Origin of the sequence: Burkholderia sp. F1, from assembly GCF_050813845.1 — a bacterium.
Classification (GTDB): Bacteria; Pseudomonadota; Gammaproteobacteria; order Burkholderiales; family Burkholderiaceae; genus Burkholderia; species Burkholderia ubonensis.
In genome coordinates, this window is sequence record NZ_CP172421.1 from 2145598 (window position 1) to 2162185 (window position 16588).

Consider the following 16588-nt stretch of genomic DNA (forward strand, 5'->3'; position numbering starts at 1 on the left):
AAGACTCAGATTCCGATGCTGAACCGTTCCGGGTAAAGCAACGCAAACTGCGTCATCGCGCTTTTCCAATCGTGCCGGGAGCCGGTCCACTTGGCAACGACGTTGCGCAGCGCCAGCCAGATCAGCTTAAGCGCGGCCTCGTCTGACGGGAAGTGGCCGCGTGCCTTGATGATCTTCCGAAGCTGCATGTGCAATGACTCGATCGCGTTGGTCGTATAGATAATCTTCCGGATGTCCGGCGCGAACGCGTAAAAGGGGATGACCTGTTCCCAGGCCCGGCGCCAGAGCGCGGCGATCGGCGGGTATTTCGTGCCCCACGGGCCGGCGTCGAAGGCATCCAGCGCCACGGCGGCTGCCTCGGCCGTCGGCGCCCGGTAGACCTCCTTGAGCGCGGCGGCGGCCGCCTTGCGATCTTTCCAGCTCACGAAGTCCAGCGAGTTCCGGATCAAATGCACGATGCAGGTCTGAACCGTCGTTTCAGGGAACACGGAATTGATCGCTTCCGGGAAGCCCTTCAGGCCGTCGACCACGGCAATCAGAATGTCCTGCACGCCGCGCAGTTTCAGGTCGTTGACGACCCGCAGCCAGAACTTGGCGCCTTCGGTCTGCTCGATCCAGAGACCGAGTACGTCGCGTGTGCCATCGCGGCGCACGCCCAGCGCCAGGTAGATCGCCTTGTTGCGGACCACGCCTTCGTCGCGGATCTTCACGCGCAAGGCGTCGAAAAACACGACCGGATACATCGGCTCGAGCGGGCGCTGCTGCCATTCACGCACTTCGTCGATCACCGCGTCGGTCACCGTGCTGATGAAGTCCGGCGATACCTCGATGCCGTACATCTCCAGCAGGAAGCCCTGAATCTCCCGCACGCTCATGCCGCGCGCGTACATCGCGATGATCTTGTCGTCGAACCCGGTGAAGCGCCGCTCGCCCCTGGCAATCAATACCGGATCGAAGGTGCCTTCGCGGTCGCGCGGAATCTCGACGTCGAGCAGGTCGTCGTCGGTCGTAACGCGCTTGCGGCTCGTGCCGTTGCGGTGGTTCGTGCTGCCAGCCGGCTTGGCTTCGCCCTTCTCGTACCCCAGGTGGTGGGCCAACTCGCCGCCCAGTGCGCGCTCGAAGATCGCCTTCTTGAGCGCGGCAAGCTGCTCGTTGATCGTCGCCCGGTCCAGCGTCCCGGGCACCAGTTGCTTGATCAGTTCCGGGTCAAGGTTCAACCCCTTGCCCGGTTCTATCGTCACTTCTTCCTTGCGTTTGCGTGGCATAAAGTGGCTCCTTGGCCATCAGTTTATGCCTCACACACAAAAGATCGGATAGGCTCCAAGGCTGCCGTATTGATTGCTGCCACTTAGAGTGCTTACCGGAAAGCTGACAGTCATCCTACGATTGTCACGCTTCCCGGAGGCTCTATGCGCGTGTACCTGTGCGAGAAGCCCTCCCAAGGCAAGGACATCGCGCGAATCCTCGGCGCGACCCAGCGCAGCAACGGATGTCTCAGCGGTTCGGATGTCACCGTCACGTGGTGCATCGGCCATCTTGTCGAAGCTGCCGCCCCCGAGGCCTACGGCGAGCAGTACAAACGCTGGTCGCTGGAACAACTTCCGATCATTCCCGAGCGCTGGCGCGTCGAAATCAAGCCGACCACAGCCACGCAATTCAAAGTCGTCAAGGCACTGCTGGCTAAAGCCAGCGAACTGGTGATCGCCACCGACGCCGACCGTGAGGGCGAAATGATCGCCCGCGAGCTGATCGATCTCTGCGGCTACCGCGGCCCGATCAAGCGCCTGTGGTTGTCGGCACTGAACGATGCATCGATCCGCAAGGCACTGTCCGCGTTGAAAGGCCCTGACGAAACCGTTCGTTTGTACCACTCGGCGCTGGCGCGCTCGCGAGCGGACTGGCTGATCGGCATGAACCTCAGCCGTCTGTTCACCGTTCTTGGTCGCCGGGCTGGCTACGACGGCGTCCTCTCCGTAGGCCGGGTTCAAACGCCCACGCTGCGCCTCGTGGTCGACCGCGACCGCGAGATCGCCAGCTTCGTCTCCGTGCCGTTCTGGGTCGTCGACGTGGGCCTGTCCCAGACCGCGCAAGCCTTTACTGCCAGCTGGTTGCCACCCGACGGGCAGACAGACGCCGAAGGGCGCTGCCTGAACCAGACTGCCGCCCAGGTGGCGGCCGATCGCATCCGTGCCGGCGGCATGGCGCAGGTTACCTCCGTGACCACCGAGCGCGTGCGCGAAGTGGCACCGCTGCCATTCGATCTTGGCACCTTGCAGGAAGTCTGCTCACGCCGCTTCGGCCTCGACGTGCAGGAAACCCTGGACATCGCCCAGGCCCTATACGAGACTCACAAGGCCACCACCTATCCCCGCTCCGACTGCGGCTACCTGCCTGAGAGCATGTTCGCCGAAGTACCGACCGTCTTCGCCGCCCTGTTGGCCACCGAGCCCGGCCTGCGCCCGGTCATCGACGCACTCGACCCCAGCCTGCGCTCGCGTGCATGGAACGACGCAAAAATCACCGCCCACCACGGCGTCATCCCCACGCTCGAACCGGCCAACCTGTCGGCGATGAGCGAGAAGGAACTGGCCGTCTACCGGCTGATCCGCGCGCACTTCCTCGCGCAATTCCTGCCCCATCACGAATACGACCGCACTGTCGTATTGCTCACCTGCGCGGGCGAATCGCTGCGGGCCACCGGCAAGCAAATCGTCATCCAAGGCTGGCGACAGGTCCTGGTAGAAGAAGAAGCTCCTGATGACGCCGATGCGGATACTCCGCAGCGCAGCCAGGTGTTGCCGCAGCTATCAGAAGGCATGTCGTGCTGCGTCGAACAAGTCGACCTCAAGGCCATGAAGACGCAACCGCCGCGTCCCTACACGCAGGGCGAACTGGTGAAGGCCATGAAGGGCGTGGCGAAGCTGGTCAGCGACCCGCGCCTGAAGCAGACGTTGAAGGACACCACAGGCATCGGCACCGAAGCCACCCGCGCCAGCATCATCAAAGGCCTGCTCGGGCGCGGCTACCTGCTCACCAAAGGTCGCGCCGTGCGCGCTTCGGACGCTGCCTTCACTCTCATCGACGCCGTACCGGCGGCCATTGCTGATCCAGGTACGACCGCAATCTGGGAACAAGCGCTAGACATGATCGAAGCGGGTTCCCTGACGCTGGACGCATTCGTGATGAAACAGTCAGCCTGGGTCACCCAACTGGTCCAGCAATACCGTGGCGTTCAAATGACGATCAAGGTGCCCCAGGGACCAGCCTGCCCACTTTGCAGCGCGACAACGCGGCAACGCAACAGCAAGACCGGCCCATTCTGGTCATGCAGCCGCTATCCCGAGTGCAAGGGCACGATCGCCATCGAAGCCAAGCGCGCGATCTCTCGCAAATCGAAGCGCACGTCGCCAAAAACGTCCGTCTGACTCGCTTCAGGCTTCCCCGCTCAGCCCGCGCCTCGCACCATGCGAGGCTGCCCAAGCGCGCCGCTCCTTCTGCAATGGCGCGCAAGATCGCGTCGAACCCGTGCGATCGTGAAGACAGCCTGTCCCGAGCCGTGTACAGCGGCACTCCTGATCGCTCTCCATTCCGTCCACTGGGCGGGTCCCCTGACGGCTTACATCGAGTCGTCAGGAGACCTGCCGGGTCGACGGTAATCGATGCCGGTGCCCGCCGGTGAACCAACGGGCTCCCTTTGTGCGCGGATGTGCGCCAGCAAGTACTGACCCCAGCCACGAAACGGGTCAGGTGTGACGCTGATGTAGCGGCAGGCAACGACGACGGCCACGCCCCTGCGCCAGCCCATGGGTGGCTTCTCTCTCCCCCACCGAAGGCGCTCGCCTTCGGTGCGCTTTTCCTGCCCGTTCCCCAACCCGGAGAGAAAACCATGACCCAACTTGCACTCCACAACACACCACCCGCACTGCGCTACGGCAGCGTGTGCAGCGGCATCGAAGCGGTGAGTCTCGCTTGGCAGCCGCTGGGCATGCAGCCAGCCTGGTTCGCCGAGATCGAACCGTTCCCGAGCGCAGTACTCGCTCACCATCACCCCGACGTCCCCAACCTCGGCGACATGACGGGTATCGCAGCCAAGATCCGCTGCGGCACCGTGGAAGCCCCGGACATTCTGGTCGGCGGCACGCCGTGCCAGTCCTTCAGCATCGCCGGCACCCGCCAAGGTATGGCCGACCCACGCGGTGCGCTCACCCTTAGCTATGTGGAGCTCGCCAATGCCATTGACCAAATCCGCCTCGAACATCGCCGCCCATCGTCCGTCCTCGTCTGGGAAAACGTCCCCGGCGTCCTCTCGGACCGTGCCAATGCCTTTGGCTGCTTGCTTGGCGCGCTGGCTGGGGAAAAGCACGCACTGCAGCCTTCAGGGTCACGCTGGACGCACGCTGGTGCTGTGTATGGACCGCAGCGGGTCATCGCCTGGCGGGTCCTGGATGCTCAATACTTCGGCGTCGCCCAGCGTCGCAAGCGTGTGTTCGTTGTCGCAAGTGCTCGTGACGACCTCGATCCCTCCTCGGTACTTTTTGAGTCCGCTGGCCTGCGCGGGGATCTTGCGCAGGGCTGCGCGCCGTGGCAAATCGCTGCCTGCACTGCTGCTTCAGGCACTGTCTGGCCAAGCGGCTATGCCGGAGTGAACCCGGGCTATGGCAAGGTGACGCTATCGTTCGGCGGTGGCAACACCCACGGTCCGCTCGACCAGGCCGCCTGCCTCACAGCGCGCGGCCACAAGTGCGACTTCGAAGTCGAAACCTTCATCGCGCAATCCGTCATCGGCCCGATCAGCCATACCCTCGGTGCTGCGAACAACGGCAAGGGCTGCAGTGAAGACGGCACCGGCCGGGGCGTTCCCATCGTCGGCACCACCCATGCCGCCAACACGTCCGTCGCTTGGGCGCAGAACACCCGCGGCGAGGTGCGGCTCGAGTCCGGCCACGGCCAACTGACGGGCACGCTGATGTCCTCGGGCAAGGCCGGCTACGGCATTCCGTCGGTGGCCAGCGTCGCCATCCGCGGGCGTACCCACGGCGCCACAGCAGAGCTGGGCGGCGACCTCTCGCCCACCTTGCGTGCCAGCAGCGGCGGCGGCGACAAGGGTCACGTGGTCACACCAAACGTGGAAGCGCATTTCCAGTACACCCCGGCACCACCTCGCGAGGACGGCCAGCCTGACTGGTCCACCTGGCGCGTCCGGCGGCTGATGCCGGTGGAATGCGAGCGCCTACAGGGCATGCCCGACGACTGGACGCTGGTGCCGTACCGCGGCAAGCCGGCAGCCGATGCGCCCCGTTACAAGGCCATCGGAAACGCCATGGCCGTGCCGTGCGTTGCGTGGATCGGTCACCGCCTGCAGCGGGTGCTGCAGATGCGGGGCAGCGCTGGCGACGACCCGGCGACCGGGATGCTTTTACCACCGCCAGGTTCCTTCTGGCACTCCGCTCCATGCGGGGATTTCCTTCGCCACTCAACATCCGCGACCCAATCGGGAGACATCGATTCCCGGTTTGTTGCTGACGCGACTAAGGCGCGTGCTGATGCTATCGCCAGCTGTTGCCGACGTTGTCGGCCACGCGCCAGCAGCCAGGGTCTTCAGGCTGCCGCGGGGATTCCCGTGCGACCCACCTGTCCGCGTCGCATCGAGTCCGCGGACAAGCGTCCGCGCGACGCCGATGCCGAGTCTTTTACCGCCCGCGGGAGCTGCCATCCCGCCGGGGCATGGTCACACCGCCGCCTCACCAAGGAGCCATGCCATGTCCCAACACGTCCCTTTCGGCCACCTGGCCCTGATCCACACCGGAAAGCTGCTGCCTCTAGAGGTACTGCTCAGCGCGGCCGGTCACTACATCGGCACGCAAGACAGCGACGGTCCCGTGTCTCGGGAATCGCATGAGTACTTCCGCAGCGAAGCAGCGGCTCAGCGAGCACTCGATAAAGGTGGATGGACCCAGGTTCCCCATCCGTAATCCGTCAGCGAGGTAAGCATCATGACTTTGTCTGTATCCAAAGAAGCCCTTGAATGGTTCACGCATGAGCAATTGCATTGGGCCAATGCTCAAGAGGCCTTCTTCCAAGCCTGGAAGCGTGGCGTGGACATCGCTGGGCCACACTGGTTTGGCGATGGTTCGCGTGAAGGTCTGTCCCGCGCCACCGACAAGTGGAATCTGTGCCCACGGACGCGCGAAATCAGCGATGCTCTCGGCGTCATGAGCCGCGGCGAGCGCTTGTTTCTCGCCGCGATGGTCAGCGTCTACAACGCCGCGGATGGTGCCGCCATGCTGCATCGCTGCGGTTTCGAAGGGCTGTCCGACTTCGAAGGCCTCGACCTTGCCCGCCGTCAAGTCATCGCCGACCTGGTGCTGAACTACGTCGGCTGGTAGACGCGCCGCTCGCCTCTTGCCGAAAGCGGATGTACTCAGGCCAGTGTTCGCCCGTCTATGGCCCCTCTGTTGAGGGGCCCTTTCTATCTATGAATGACGCCAGTCCTTAGCCCAAGCGCTTTTTGCGCGGCGTTGCCTTGGCTCCTGAAGAGTCAGTCGAATCTGCGTTCGACTTCTTCGGCGGTACAGTGAAGTCTTTGAAAACGGCCGCTGATGCGCCTAGCAGCGTATTCAGCTTTTTTTGCTGACTTTGCTTTAACCATGATGCGCCATCGAGACAGTTGATCACATCGTCCAACTGATCCGGAGTGAGTGACGTCAGTACATTTTCTGCGACCCCATGAAGCAGTACCAGCGCACCATTGCGCAGTTCGCTGGCCCCCTTGAATGCGCCATGCACCCGACCGAGCGCGGCACTGGCCTTTTTGCCTTTGGCAGTCAGGAGCCAGCTAAGCAGCGATGGATGCTTGACCACGTGAGGCGTGCCATCGGGCAACAAACTGGGCGGAGTGCGCTTGACGGCCTCCAGCGTGAGCTCGGGCCATTCCGGCGGCCGTGGCTTTGCATGATACGGGAGCGGACACTGAGCGTTATAAGCATAGGCGATTGGCACGCCTAGTTTCTCGAAGCGGACGTTGTCAGCATGCTGATCGGGATCGAACGCAGAAAGAACGCCCAAATCACATTCGAACTCTTTAATTTCCAGCAAGATCACCTGAGTGTCGTCCAGTCGGCCCACCAAGTCTGCGCAAAATCTGCGCAGCTCCGCACCCTGCTGTACTGCGTAGGGAGGGAACAGTTCCAACTTGGGCATGCCGTTGCCATGGCAATACACTTCGAGCGCTCCCGTGATAGCGGCCTGCACAACATTCTCTTTCTTAGCCATTCCTCCCCCGTGGTATGTGGCGTCGCTTGAATGACAACTGGAATGGTCGACATCCAATGAATGTCCATTTTCCGCTGAAATTGCGGAACTGGATTCAGAATGACGAGATCAAGCCAGTCGTAACCACTCGCATATTAATGCGACGCCCTCGTGGTCGGCTTCATTGACGACATGCCTTGGCCCGTGCGCTCAGAGTCCTCTCGTATGGTGTCGACCTAGTCGGCGACATGCCCAGGTGGTCAAAACCTTCAAGACCACGGTCCGCAGTGTCGGGCAGGTTCATCAAAGCGGTGCTTTGCACTGACTTCCAACCCACAGGGGCACATCCCTGCTGGGGGTAGCCCCGTCACGGAGATTCACATCATGCTGCGATTTCGCGGGGCGACCTTGCGTGCGGTACTCAACGAGGCTTTGGCCAATCGTTGCCAGGTCATCCTGGTCAAGGACCAGGGCGTGTACTTTATGTCCGCTATCGGCGAGAAAGACAAAAACGGCAGCCATCGGCTGCTCGCCTATGCAGACGGGTGCCATCCCGACCTCGATCCGTTCGGCGACTGGTGGGAACGGGCTCGCCGGGAGTGTGGCGGAGACGACTTTGGCGAGTACTTTGATATAGGTGACGGCGTGTTCCAGACACTGTTGTCGACCGAAACCGACCTGCTGGTCTTGGTGACACCCAACCACATCCGTCTATCCGTTACCGACCCAACATCTCCTACCGCTGATCGATAGAAAAAACACAGAAGGCCCTCGGGGCCTTCTGTCGTTTCGCGGCGCGCGCTTTCGTTTCACCGGAGCAAGCCTCGTCGATCTGACCGGCTTCGCTGTCGATCAGAGCAATCTCTTGGATCTCGCGAACGAGCCGATCGCCTGCCTCTGCGGCGATCGACGGTCGAGGCCTGCGTCGCCAATGCGGGCGCGCGACGCGGCGGATTTCCCGTGGCCCCGGCCTGACCGGCGTGCCACGCTCGTTTCATGTTCCGCTGATGTCGTCAGCGACATGCCAGGCAGCCTTCGGTCTTCGAGGTTGCGCACGGTTTTCCCGTGTGACCGAGCCAGTTCGCACCGGCGTCCATGCGCGAACGACCGCCGATGTCGGCGGTGATGCCATCGCTGTTCCATCAACCCACGCGGGGGTTCCACACCTTCCCCGCCTGGGTCGGGTGTGTCTCCGCACTTTGTTCTATCGGAGATTCGCCATGACCACGTCCACCGAAAAAACCTACTTCGATCTGCACATCACCGGCCTCGGCTACCTCAATCGTATCCGCGAGGTGAAGCCCAAGAAGGGCGATGCCTTCCTCGCCTGCGACATCGCGGCCCTCAACGGTCCCAGCGACGATGCCTCCTACGTGCGTTTCGACACGCGCGTCTCGGGCTCGGAAGCGCAGCACCTCGTCCGCCGCTGCATCGAAGCGGTCGATGCCAAGAAGAAAGTCCTGATCGGCTTCCGCCTGGGCGACCTGTGGACCGACACCTTCACCTACACCAAGGGGGAGCGCGCCGGCAAACAAGGCGTCAGCCTCAAAGCCCGTCTGTTGTTCGTTGGCTGGATCAAGGTCGACGGCGAGCTGGTCTACCAGGCCAAGCCCAAGCCGGCCGAGAGCGACGAACGTGAACCGGTTGTCCCTGCGACGACGGGTGCGCTCGCCACGCAGCAAGCTGGCTCGACGGAATCCTCCGAGCCGGCAGTTGAAGCTGCCGACGAAGCCGCTGCCGATGCGCCCGCACCGGCCGTTGGCGCTTCGTTCTGATCCGTAAGGCCCCGCTCCCTGGGGCCTTGCCATCTTCGCCCTGTTCGCCTGCCGCCGATGTCTCGACACTGGCGGCGAGTGATCCCCCTTGAGTCAGCAGGAGCTCCTCCGATGATCACCATTCCCGGCCACCTGGCCATCAAGACCATCCACGGTCGCAACGGCGACTTCAACGTCGGCCGCTTGGCGACATCCATCGGCGAGTTCGTCGTCAAGAACGCCGAACTCGACCAGTACAGAGAAGGCAAGTACGAAGGCGACTTCGCTATTGCCGAGATACGTCCAGCCACCTACACGGCCAACGGCCGCATGGTCATCGAAATCCGAGCCCTTCTGGGCGGGATGACGCTGTCCAACATCGACGAACTGAGCCACGACGAAGCCCGCCGGCTGAGTCCGCAGGAAGTCGATCCGATCGACGAGGAAGTGCAGGCTCCCGCGCCGGCGACGCCCAAGGCGAAACCCCGCAGCGCCAGCGATCCCCTGGTCGATACCTCGCCGTTCGGAGCTACACCGGCCGCCGCGCCTCTCGAGGCTTCGGCCGAATCGGATGACGTGGCGCTGTTCGGTGCGCTCTGGCCGCTGGGCGAGATCGTCAAGCTCGACGCCACCGTCGATCGTCGTGTTCTGCGCGAGCAGCGTGACCGTCTTGACAAGCTGGGTTACGAGTTCGCGCCGCTGTCCCAGGACTGGCACTTGATCAAAGCCTGATCCATCAAACGCTCTCGCGACGTTTCGCCACTCGCCGGTACGTTCCTTCATCCCCCTAGGGAATCGCTGATTAATAGGCCATCCTGCGAGGTTGTCGGCGGCGCTGGTACGGAATTTCCGGATGCCGAAGTGAAGCGTCGGCAATTCCGGTGAGTTTGGCCCGAGGGTGCGCCTCGTTTCTCGCATTCTTCACGCACATAACGGACTGCTCCCATGAACGGATCGCAACAGGTTTCGCGCGATCACCAGATTCGCCAAGGCGAACAGGCTGAACAGTTGCGCGGTGTTCTTCGCCAGTCCCTTGTAGCGGACTTTGCGATGGCGGAACAGATTCTTGACGACATGAAACGGGTGCTCGACTCGCGCACGAATCTGCGCCTTGGTTCGCTCGAATGCGATCATCAGATCCTTCAGCGCCCCGTCCTGCATCGCCTTGATCCTTCCGCGCTTGGCCGCCACCCGCCATTTCACCGACTTGCCCTTCATTTCGTCGCGCTTATCCACGCCGATATAGCCCGCGTCGCCGAACGCTTCTCGCTCGTGACCGTGCAACAGCGCGTGCGCTTGCGAAACGTCCGACACGTTGGCCGACGTGCTGACCACACTGTGAACCAGCCCCGAATCGGCATCGACGCCGATGTGCGCCTTCATGCCGAAATGCCACTCGTTGCCCTTCTTCGTTTGATGCATGTCCGGATCGCGACGCTTCTCGGCGTTCTTGGTCGACGGCGGCGCTTCGATGATCGTCGCATCGACCAGCGTGCCTTCCTTCATCATCAGCCCGCGTTCGCACAGCGAGATGCCAATCTCGTCGAACAGCTTGCGCGTCAGGTCATGTTCGAAAAGCAGGCGCCGGAACTTCAGCAGCGTGGTCGCATCCGGCACGTTCTCGACGGCCAGATCAATCCCGGCAAACGCTCGCATCGCGATGCTGTCGTACAGCGCATCCTCCAGCCCTTCGTCCGACAGGCTGTACCACTGCTGCAGGAAGTAGATTCGCAGCATCCGCTCCAGACCAATCGGCGGGCGGCCGCGAGCTCCCTTCGGGTAGTACGGCTCGATTGCCGCCAGCAACCGCGACCATGGCACGAGCTTCTCCATCTCGTCCAGAAAACGCTGACGCCGGGTCACGCGCTTCTTGCCCATGCTTTCCGCTTCCGCAAAGCTCACTTGCCGTTTCATCGTCTTGGGTTCGTTCCGTGAACTATCTTCTACAACGTCCCCGGCTGCGTCAGCGATGACCGCCGTGCCGGATAAATCAGTGTTTCCCTAGGGCAGCGACTGCCCCGACGGGCGGGTGCTGCCTCACACCAAGAGGACATCACCATGCTCAGTGCATCCAACACTCCGTCGCTCTATCGCATCGACGAATGTCCCGACCTCATGGTCGACGCCTATGTCGGTGACGAGCAGGGTCACCTGATCTTCCTGTCCATCTGGGCGCGCGACACCGCCGTCCAGGAGTTTCTGGCACGCCTGACCCTCGGGCAAGCCGAGCGGGGACTGGACCAGTTCCACCTGCTTACCGACCAAGGCGGCACCATCCCGGTGTTCGTCGGCAACCCCGAACGCCTGGAAAAGAAGTCGACCCGCGCCTTCCGGCGCACCTTGTTCGGCTCCGTGGTCAATCTGTGGCTCTACGACAGCCGCTGCGTGCGGCCCGACAAGGCCAACGCCAGCGCGCTGGCCTTGCTGCCGCGTGATTCGTCGCATCGCCTCGACCGGTTGTGGCGGCTTACCTGCGACACCTGTCCGCTGCCGTTGCTCGATCACTGGCGTGACGTAGTGATGGAACTGCTTCAATCCCAGACCATGCTCAGCCGACTTCCCATGGCCCTCGGTCCCCTCGAAGGTCACCGTCTGGCGCTCGACGTACCGGCACTGTCCCAGGCCCTGGGCGAGTTGATCCGCAGCGGCAGGCTTAGCACCACACCGCGCGAGCCCGTCATCCCCGCACCACAACTGCAAGTGGCCTGAGCCACACCCCATCGCGGCGCACGTCGCACACCTGCACCTTCATCCTCGACCTGGAGAATTTCATGGCTCTCATGTTCCCCCGTGTCGCGCGCAATTTCGCCAAGGCCGGCTACTACCCGACCGACGAAGCAACGCTCGAACGCACGCTCCTCGCACTGGCGCCTGCCGCTGGGCCGTTGAGCATCATCGATCCCTGTGCCGGCGAAGGCGTTGCCATCGCCGAAGCCGCTCACGCCCTCGGGCGCGAGCAGGTACGGGCTTACGCCGTGGAGTACGACGCCGCACGCGCCGAGCACGCCCGGCATCTGGTGGATCGCTGTATTCATGGCGATCTGATGGACACCATCATCAGTCGCCAAGCCTTCGGCCTGATGTGGCTCAACCCGCCCTACGGCGACCTCCCGAAGGATGCCAATGGCAATCTCGGCTACCAAGGTCAAGGCAGGGCCAGGCTCGAAAAGCTGTTCTATCAACGCTGCTTGCCGTTGCTGCAGTATGGCGGCCTGCTGGTATTCATCGTGCCGCATGCGGTACTCGATGCCGAGCTCGTCGGCTGGCTGACCCGTCACTTTGCCGACCTGCGCATCTACCGAGCGGTGGAGACGCAATTCAAGCAAGTGGTGATCTACGGCCGGCGCATGCGCCAGCGCGACCAGTCCACGGACGCATCCAGAGCCGCACGCGAGCGGCTGCTGCAGATTGGCCAAGGCGTGATCGAAGCCGAGGAACTGCCCATCGAGTGGCCGTTCCAGCCCTACGTTATCCCCGTGAGCCCGTCGGAACCGGAGCACTTCTATCGAGTGACCATGGAACCCGGGCAGTTCGCCGACGAAGTACAGCGACTGCAAGGTCTCTGGCCCGCGCTCGATACCTACCTGGGCGCATCACAGCGATCGCTGCGACCGCCGGCACGTGCCTTGTCCCACTGGCATCTGGCCTTGGCGCTCGCCGCAGGCGCGATTTCCGGAGTGGTTCAGTCCAAGACCGGACGTGTACTCGTGGTCAAGGGCGACACCCACAAGGAAAAGTCGCTCACCCGCGAATACACCGAACGCGACGACGGCTCCATCGCCGAAACGCGCATCCTCACCGACCGCTTCGTCCCCGTGATCCGCGCCTGGGATATGACTCCCGGCTCCGTCACCCATGGGCAGGTGCTAACGATCCGATAACCGGCCACCACCGTTTTCAACCGCAACACAACGCCGCTCCCCGGTGGCACATCCATTTATCCAAACCTACAGGAGATCACCATGTTCATCCGCTTTCCTTCCGCCCCTCGGAAAGTCACGCCGCTCCCTCTCTTCTGCTTCAGCACGCTCCACATGAGCGAAAAAGTCCGCTGGCTTGGCAACAAAGGCCTGATCGATCCCATCGAATTTCTCCGCCGTCATATGCGCGGCGACTGGGGTGACGTCGATAGCGAGACGCGTCTGAGCAACGACGCTTCGCTTGCCATCGATGGACCGCTCACCTCGCGCTATGTCGTGAATCGCCAGCTCCACTTGCTGATCGAAACCAGCGAGGAAGGCATCACCAACATCTTTTTGGACGGAGAAACCGCCAAAGCGTGATGTCCCGATCGGGCATCCCTACCCCAACGGGCCAAGCCCCTTGGGGTGACTGGCCCGCCTCTATCCAGGAGACATCCATGGCAAGTCCATCCACGTTGTTCCCGATCGGTGCATTGATCTTCAGTCTTGGCGTTGAGCGCCTCATGCGTGACGGACGGCTCGACCCGATGCCGTTCTTCCACCGCCACGTTCGTGGCGATTGGGGCGACGTCGACGACTTCCTCTGGCAGGCAAACAACGCGGCCCAGAAGACCGGGGAGCAGCTTGAGTCCCTGTTCATCGTCACTCGCGAAATCTGCCTGAGCATCTTCACGCTGGCCGACCGCAGCGCAACGCACATCGCGTTGGTGTTCGAGGCTCGACCGCGCGCAACACTCTAGTCCTATCGACGGGACAGACGTACCCGTCATCGCTTTTCACCCACCGGGGTCCAGTCACCCCAGTGGGGTGCCGTGGCTCCTCTATTTCTCGACGAGGCACCTCCATGGCACACCAAGTACGGCTCATCACTACGGTACCCCCCGCGCATTTTTCACCCGGTCAAATCGCAGTGACCAGCGGTGTCGATTCGCTGACTCAACAAGGTCGACTCGACCCGGTCTCTCTTCTGCGGCGGCACCTTGCCGGCGACTGGGGAGATCTGGACGACAGCGACCTCCGGCAGAACGAGGCCGCGCTGTCGTCTGGTGAGGATCGGCTGTTTTCCTCCTACCAGGTCGCACCTGACCTGACGATCTGGATCATCACGGAATGGGACCGCAGCGTGACCACGCTGCTGCTGCCCTCCGAGTACTGATCCATCACCGACGGCCTCTGTCGCCGTCATCCCAACCCGAGGGGCATCTCACCGCCCCTCGGGGACTGGTGTATGCCCCACTCCATCTGGAGCAGCACCATGACCCACGATCTCGCAACCCTGCCCGCTGAGCTCAACGAAGCATCGCAACAAGGCGATCTGCTCGAAGCCGAAGCTTCTCCTTTGATCATCAGCCTCAACGACTTCGTCGGCGAGTTCGGCGACGAGCTGCTCGAGTCGCTCAACCGTACCAATCCACCGGTCTACACCGGCCAGGCGAAAGCCCACCGACAAGTCGTACTCGCCAGCCTCAAGCGCCAGCTGTTCCCCGCCCAGGCCGATGTGGTCCACGCGGTGACCGAGCTCCTGCTCGATCGCGACGAGCGTGCCGCCGTCATCAATGCCGAGATGGGGACTGGAAAAACCATCATGGCCATCGCCACGGCGGCGGTCATGCGGGCCGAAGGCTATCGCCGTTCCCTGGTCCTGTCGCCACCGCACCTAGTCTACAAGTGGCGCCGAGAGATCCTCTCGACGGTCCCCGGCGCCAAGGTGTGGGTTCTCAATGGTCCCGACACGCTGGTGAAGCTGCTCAAGCTGCGCGAGCAACTGGGTGTGCCAGCCGACGGCCAAGAGTTTTTCGTGATGGGGCGTGTGCGCATGCGCATGGGGTTCCACTGGCGTCCTGCCTTCGTCCGCCTTCGCTCGCGCAACGGGCCTTTTGGTGGTTGCCCGCACTGCGGTCAGGTCATCCTCGATACGGACGGTGAGCCGATTTCGGCCATCGAACTCGATGCCGAAGAAATCCGTCGCAAGTGCAGCCAGTGCAACAGCGCCCTGTGGACGCTGATGCGTCCCAAGAGCCTGTCGGGCACGGATCGATCGTCCGCGGTGCTAAAAGCGCTGAAACGTATTCCCACGATCGGCGAAGCCACTGCGCAAAAGCTGATGAAGACGTTCGGCGACGGCTTCCTGGCCTCGATGCTCGGCGACAACCTGTTCGAATTCATCAACCTGATGGATGCGAACGGCGAGTTGGTCTTCTCCGACCGTCAGGCCCAGCGTATGGAGCGAGCCATGGCGAACATGGAGTTCGGCTTCGGCGAGGGCGGCTATCAGCCGACGGAGTTCGTCAAACGCTATCTGCCGCAAGGCTTCTTCGATCTGCTCATCGTCGACGAGGGGCACGAGTACAAGAGCCCCGGCTCGGCGCAAGGACAGGCCATGGGCGTGCTTGCCGCCAAGGTACGCAAATCCCTGGTGCTCACCGGTACGTTGATGGGTGGCTACGCGGACGATCTGTTTGCGTTGCTGTTCCGCACCTTGCCCGGCCGCATGATCGAAGACGGCTACCGACCGTCCAAGAGCGGGAGCCTGGCCTCGGCTGGCATGGCGTTCATGCGCGATCACGGCGTCCTGAAAGACATCTACAGCGAAAGCACAGGCACCGCTCACAAGACCGCCAAAGGCAACAAGATCACCGTGCGCACTGTCAAGGCACCGGGTTTCGGTCCCAAGGGCATCCTGCGTTGCGTGTTGCCGTTTACCGTGTTCCTCAAGCTGCGCGATATCGGCGGCAATGTGTTGCCCCCGTATGACGAGGAGTTCCGCGAAGTTGCCATGGACACCGAGCAAGCCGCAGCCTATCGCGCCTTGTCCGGCACGCTGACCACAGCGCTCAAGGAGGCTCTGAGAAAGCGGGACACGACGCTGCTGGGCGTGGTCCTCAATGTGTTGCTGGCCTGGGCCGATTGCTGCTTCCGGGCGGAGTCGGTCAGCCATCCACGCACGCGCCAACTCCTTGCCTTCACACCGGCTCAGTTCCAAGAGCACGACGTGATGCCCAAGGAACGCGAATTGATCGACATCTGCCGTGAGGAGAAGGCGGCCGGTCGCAAGACCCTGGTCTACAGCGTTTACACCGGAACGCGCGATACCACCTCGCGGTTGAAGGTGCTGCTCGAGCAGGAAGGCTTCAAGGTGGCGGTGCTGCGCGCAAGCGTGGATCCGTCTCGCCGTGAAGACTGGGTAGCCGAGCAAGTGGATCGCGGCGTGGATGTGGTGATCACCAACCCTGATCTGGTCAAAACCGGCCTGGATCTGCTGGAGTTCCCCACCATCGTGTTCACGCAATTCGGCTACAACGTCTACACCCTGCAGCAGGCTGCCCGCCGTTCGTGGCGCATCGGCCAAACGCAGCCGGTGCGCGTGATCTTCCTCGGCTACGCCGCAACCTCGCAGATGGCCTGCCTGAAGCTGATGGCCAAGAAGATCATGGTGTCCCAGAGCACGTCGGGAGATGTTCCCGATTCCGGGCTCGACGTGCTGAATCAGGACGGCGACTCGGTGGAAGTGGCGTTGGCACGGCAACTGGTCGCCGCGTGATCCGCGCGTGTGTTCCCCTCTAGCGAGGATTTCAAAGGCCCTGCGGGGCCTTTTTTTGGTTCATCGCAGATTTCCGTGGATGTCGCTGTCCGACCCATTGCAGACATTCAACTAACGCC

General features: G+C 62.6%; 15 protein-coding genes. 12 read left to right on the forward strand and 3 right to left on the reverse strand.

Annotation, left to right across the window (positions count from 1 at the left end; all coding sequences use genetic code 11):
- Nucleotides 1-5: 5 nt before the first annotated feature.
- A complete protein-coding gene (locus tag ACFIMZ_RS10160) occupies nucleotides 6-1265 on the reverse strand; it encodes an IS256 family transposase (RefSeq protein ID WP_431819397.1) in 1260 nt (419 codons plus the stop codon).
- Nucleotides 1266-1409: 144 nt separating this feature from the next.
- Here ACFIMZ_RS10160 and ACFIMZ_RS10165 point away from each other — a divergent pair, with 144 nt between their 5' ends.
- From ACFIMZ_RS10165 to ACFIMZ_RS10175, 3 genes are all read left to right on the forward strand, one after another.
- Nucleotides 1410-3425, forward strand: a complete 2016-nt coding sequence (locus ACFIMZ_RS10165; RefSeq protein WP_431819398.1) for a DNA topoisomerase III — start codon at nucleotides 1410-1412, stop codon at nucleotides 3423-3425.
- Nucleotides 3426-3886: 461 nt separating this feature from the next.
- A complete protein-coding gene (locus ACFIMZ_RS10170; RefSeq protein ID WP_431819399.1) occupies nucleotides 3887-5899 on the forward strand; it encodes a DNA cytosine methyltransferase in 2013 nt (670 codons plus the stop codon).
- A 94-nt stretch (nucleotides 5900-5993) separates the two neighbouring features.
- Nucleotides 5994-6386 (forward strand): hypothetical protein, encoded by a 393-nt coding sequence (locus tag ACFIMZ_RS10175; protein WP_431819400.1) that lies wholly within the window; start codon nucleotides 5994-5996, stop codon nucleotides 6384-6386.
- A gap of 106 nt (nucleotides 6387-6492) precedes the next feature.
- On the opposite strand, the gene ACFIMZ_RS10180 is transcribed toward ACFIMZ_RS10175, so the two are convergent.
- On the reverse strand, nucleotides 6493-7272 hold the full coding sequence (locus tag ACFIMZ_RS10180; protein WP_431819401.1) for a hypothetical protein: 780 nt from the start codon (nucleotides 7270-7272) through the stop codon (nucleotides 6493-6495).
- 363 nt (nucleotides 7273-7635) lie between these two features.
- On the opposite strand from ACFIMZ_RS10180, the gene ACFIMZ_RS10185 reads away from it, so the two are divergent.
- The 3 genes from ACFIMZ_RS10185 (at nucleotide 7636) to ACFIMZ_RS10195 (ending at nucleotide 9737) form a co-directional block, all read left to right on the forward strand.
- Nucleotides 7636-8004 carry a DUF3085 domain-containing protein gene (locus ACFIMZ_RS10185; protein WP_431819402.1) on the forward strand — a complete coding sequence of 123 codons (369 nt, stop codon included), beginning with the start codon at nucleotides 7636-7638 and terminating at the stop codon, nucleotides 8002-8004.
- 467 nt (nucleotides 8005-8471) lie between these two features.
- Nucleotides 8472-9026, forward strand: coding sequence for an STY4534 family ICE replication protein (locus ACFIMZ_RS10190; protein WP_431819403.1), 555 nt, complete (start codon nucleotides 8472-8474; stop codon nucleotides 9024-9026).
- A gap of 111 nt (nucleotides 9027-9137) precedes the next feature.
- Nucleotides 9138-9737, forward strand: a complete 600-nt coding sequence (locus ACFIMZ_RS10195; protein ID WP_431819404.1) for a DUF3275 family protein — start codon at nucleotides 9138-9140, stop codon at nucleotides 9735-9737.
- Nucleotides 9738-9926: 189 nt separating this feature from the next.
- Here the strand turns inward: ACFIMZ_RS10195 and ACFIMZ_RS10200 are convergent, their stop codons facing one another.
- Nucleotides 9927-10919: an IS5 family transposase gene (locus tag ACFIMZ_RS10200; protein ID WP_431819405.1), complete on the reverse strand. Its 993-nt coding sequence runs from the start codon at nucleotides 10917-10919 to the stop codon at nucleotides 9927-9929.
- A gap of 144 nt (nucleotides 10920-11063) precedes the next feature.
- Between ACFIMZ_RS10200 and ACFIMZ_RS10205 the strand changes: the two genes are divergently transcribed.
- The 6 genes from ACFIMZ_RS10205 to ACFIMZ_RS10230 all read left to right on the forward strand — a co-directional run bounded on the left by ACFIMZ_RS10205 (nucleotide 11064) and on the right by ACFIMZ_RS10230 (nucleotide 16469).
- On the forward strand, nucleotides 11064-11714 hold the full coding sequence (locus tag ACFIMZ_RS10205; RefSeq protein WP_431819406.1) for a hypothetical protein: 651 nt from the start codon (nucleotides 11064-11066) through the stop codon (nucleotides 11712-11714).
- A gap of 62 nt (nucleotides 11715-11776) precedes the next feature.
- Entirely contained in the window at nucleotides 11777-12886 is a 1110-nt protein-coding gene (locus tag ACFIMZ_RS10210; RefSeq protein WP_431819407.1) for a DUF6094 domain-containing protein, read from the forward strand.
- 81 nt (nucleotides 12887-12967) lie between these two features.
- A complete protein-coding gene (locus tag ACFIMZ_RS10215; RefSeq protein WP_431819408.1) occupies nucleotides 12968-13288 on the forward strand; it encodes a methyltransferase in 321 nt (106 codons plus the stop codon).
- Nucleotides 13289-13365: 77 nt separating this feature from the next.
- Nucleotides 13366-13668: a hypothetical protein gene (locus ACFIMZ_RS10220; protein ID WP_431819409.1), complete on the forward strand. Its 303-nt coding sequence runs from the start codon at nucleotides 13366-13368 to the stop codon at nucleotides 13666-13668.
- A 104-nt stretch (nucleotides 13669-13772) separates the two neighbouring features.
- Entirely contained in the window at nucleotides 13773-14084 is a 312-nt protein-coding gene (locus tag ACFIMZ_RS10225) for a hypothetical protein (protein WP_431819410.1), read from the forward strand.
- A 99-nt stretch (nucleotides 14085-14183) separates the two neighbouring features.
- Nucleotides 14184-16469 (forward strand): DEAD/DEAH box helicase family protein, encoded by a 2286-nt coding sequence (locus tag ACFIMZ_RS10230; protein WP_431819411.1) that lies wholly within the window; start codon nucleotides 14184-14186, stop codon nucleotides 16467-16469.
- The last annotated feature ends 119 nt before the right edge of the window (nucleotides 16470-16588 follow it).

Bases quoted from the DNA above. Each gene is read 5' to 3' on its own strand.
- ACFIMZ_RS10160 (WP_431819397.1), bottom strand. From the start codon at position 1,265: ATGCCACGCAAACGCAAGGAAGAAGTGACGATAGAACCGGGCAAGGGG.
- ACFIMZ_RS10165 (WP_431819398.1), top strand. From the start codon at position 1,410: ATGCGCGTGTACCTGTGCGAGAAGCCCTCCCAAGGCAAGGACATCGCG.
- ACFIMZ_RS10170 (WP_431819399.1), top strand. From the start codon at position 3,887: ATGACCCAACTTGCACTCCACAACACACCACCCGCACTGCGCTACGGC.
- ACFIMZ_RS10175 (WP_431819400.1), top strand. From the start codon at position 5,994: ATGACTTTGTCTGTATCCAAAGAAGCCCTTGAATGGTTCACGCATGAG.
- ACFIMZ_RS10180 (WP_431819401.1), bottom strand. From the start codon at position 7,272: ATGGCTAAGAAAGAGAATGTTGTGCAGGCCGCTATCACGGGAGCGCTC.
- ACFIMZ_RS10185 (WP_431819402.1), top strand. From the start codon at position 7,636: ATGCTGCGATTTCGCGGGGCGACCTTGCGTGCGGTACTCAACGAGGCT.
- ACFIMZ_RS10190 (WP_431819403.1), top strand. From the start codon at position 8,472: ATGACCACGTCCACCGAAAAAACCTACTTCGATCTGCACATCACCGGC.
- ACFIMZ_RS10195 (WP_431819404.1), top strand. From the start codon at position 9,138: ATGATCACCATTCCCGGCCACCTGGCCATCAAGACCATCCACGGTCGC.
- ACFIMZ_RS10200 (WP_431819405.1), bottom strand. From the start codon at position 10,919: ATGAAACGGCAAGTGAGCTTTGCGGAAGCGGAAAGCATGGGCAAGAAG.
- ACFIMZ_RS10205 (WP_431819406.1), top strand. From the start codon at position 11,064: ATGCTCAGTGCATCCAACACTCCGTCGCTCTATCGCATCGACGAATGT.
- ACFIMZ_RS10210 (WP_431819407.1), top strand. From the start codon at position 11,777: ATGGCTCTCATGTTCCCCCGTGTCGCGCGCAATTTCGCCAAGGCCGGC.
- ACFIMZ_RS10215 (WP_431819408.1), top strand. From the start codon at position 12,968: ATGTTCATCCGCTTTCCTTCCGCCCCTCGGAAAGTCACGCCGCTCCCT.
- ACFIMZ_RS10220 (WP_431819409.1), top strand. From the start codon at position 13,366: ATGGCAAGTCCATCCACGTTGTTCCCGATCGGTGCATTGATCTTCAGT.
- ACFIMZ_RS10225 (WP_431819410.1), top strand. From the start codon at position 13,773: ATGGCACACCAAGTACGGCTCATCACTACGGTACCCCCCGCGCATTTT.
- ACFIMZ_RS10230 (WP_431819411.1), top strand. From the start codon at position 14,184: ATGACCCACGATCTCGCAACCCTGCCCGCTGAGCTCAACGAAGCATCG.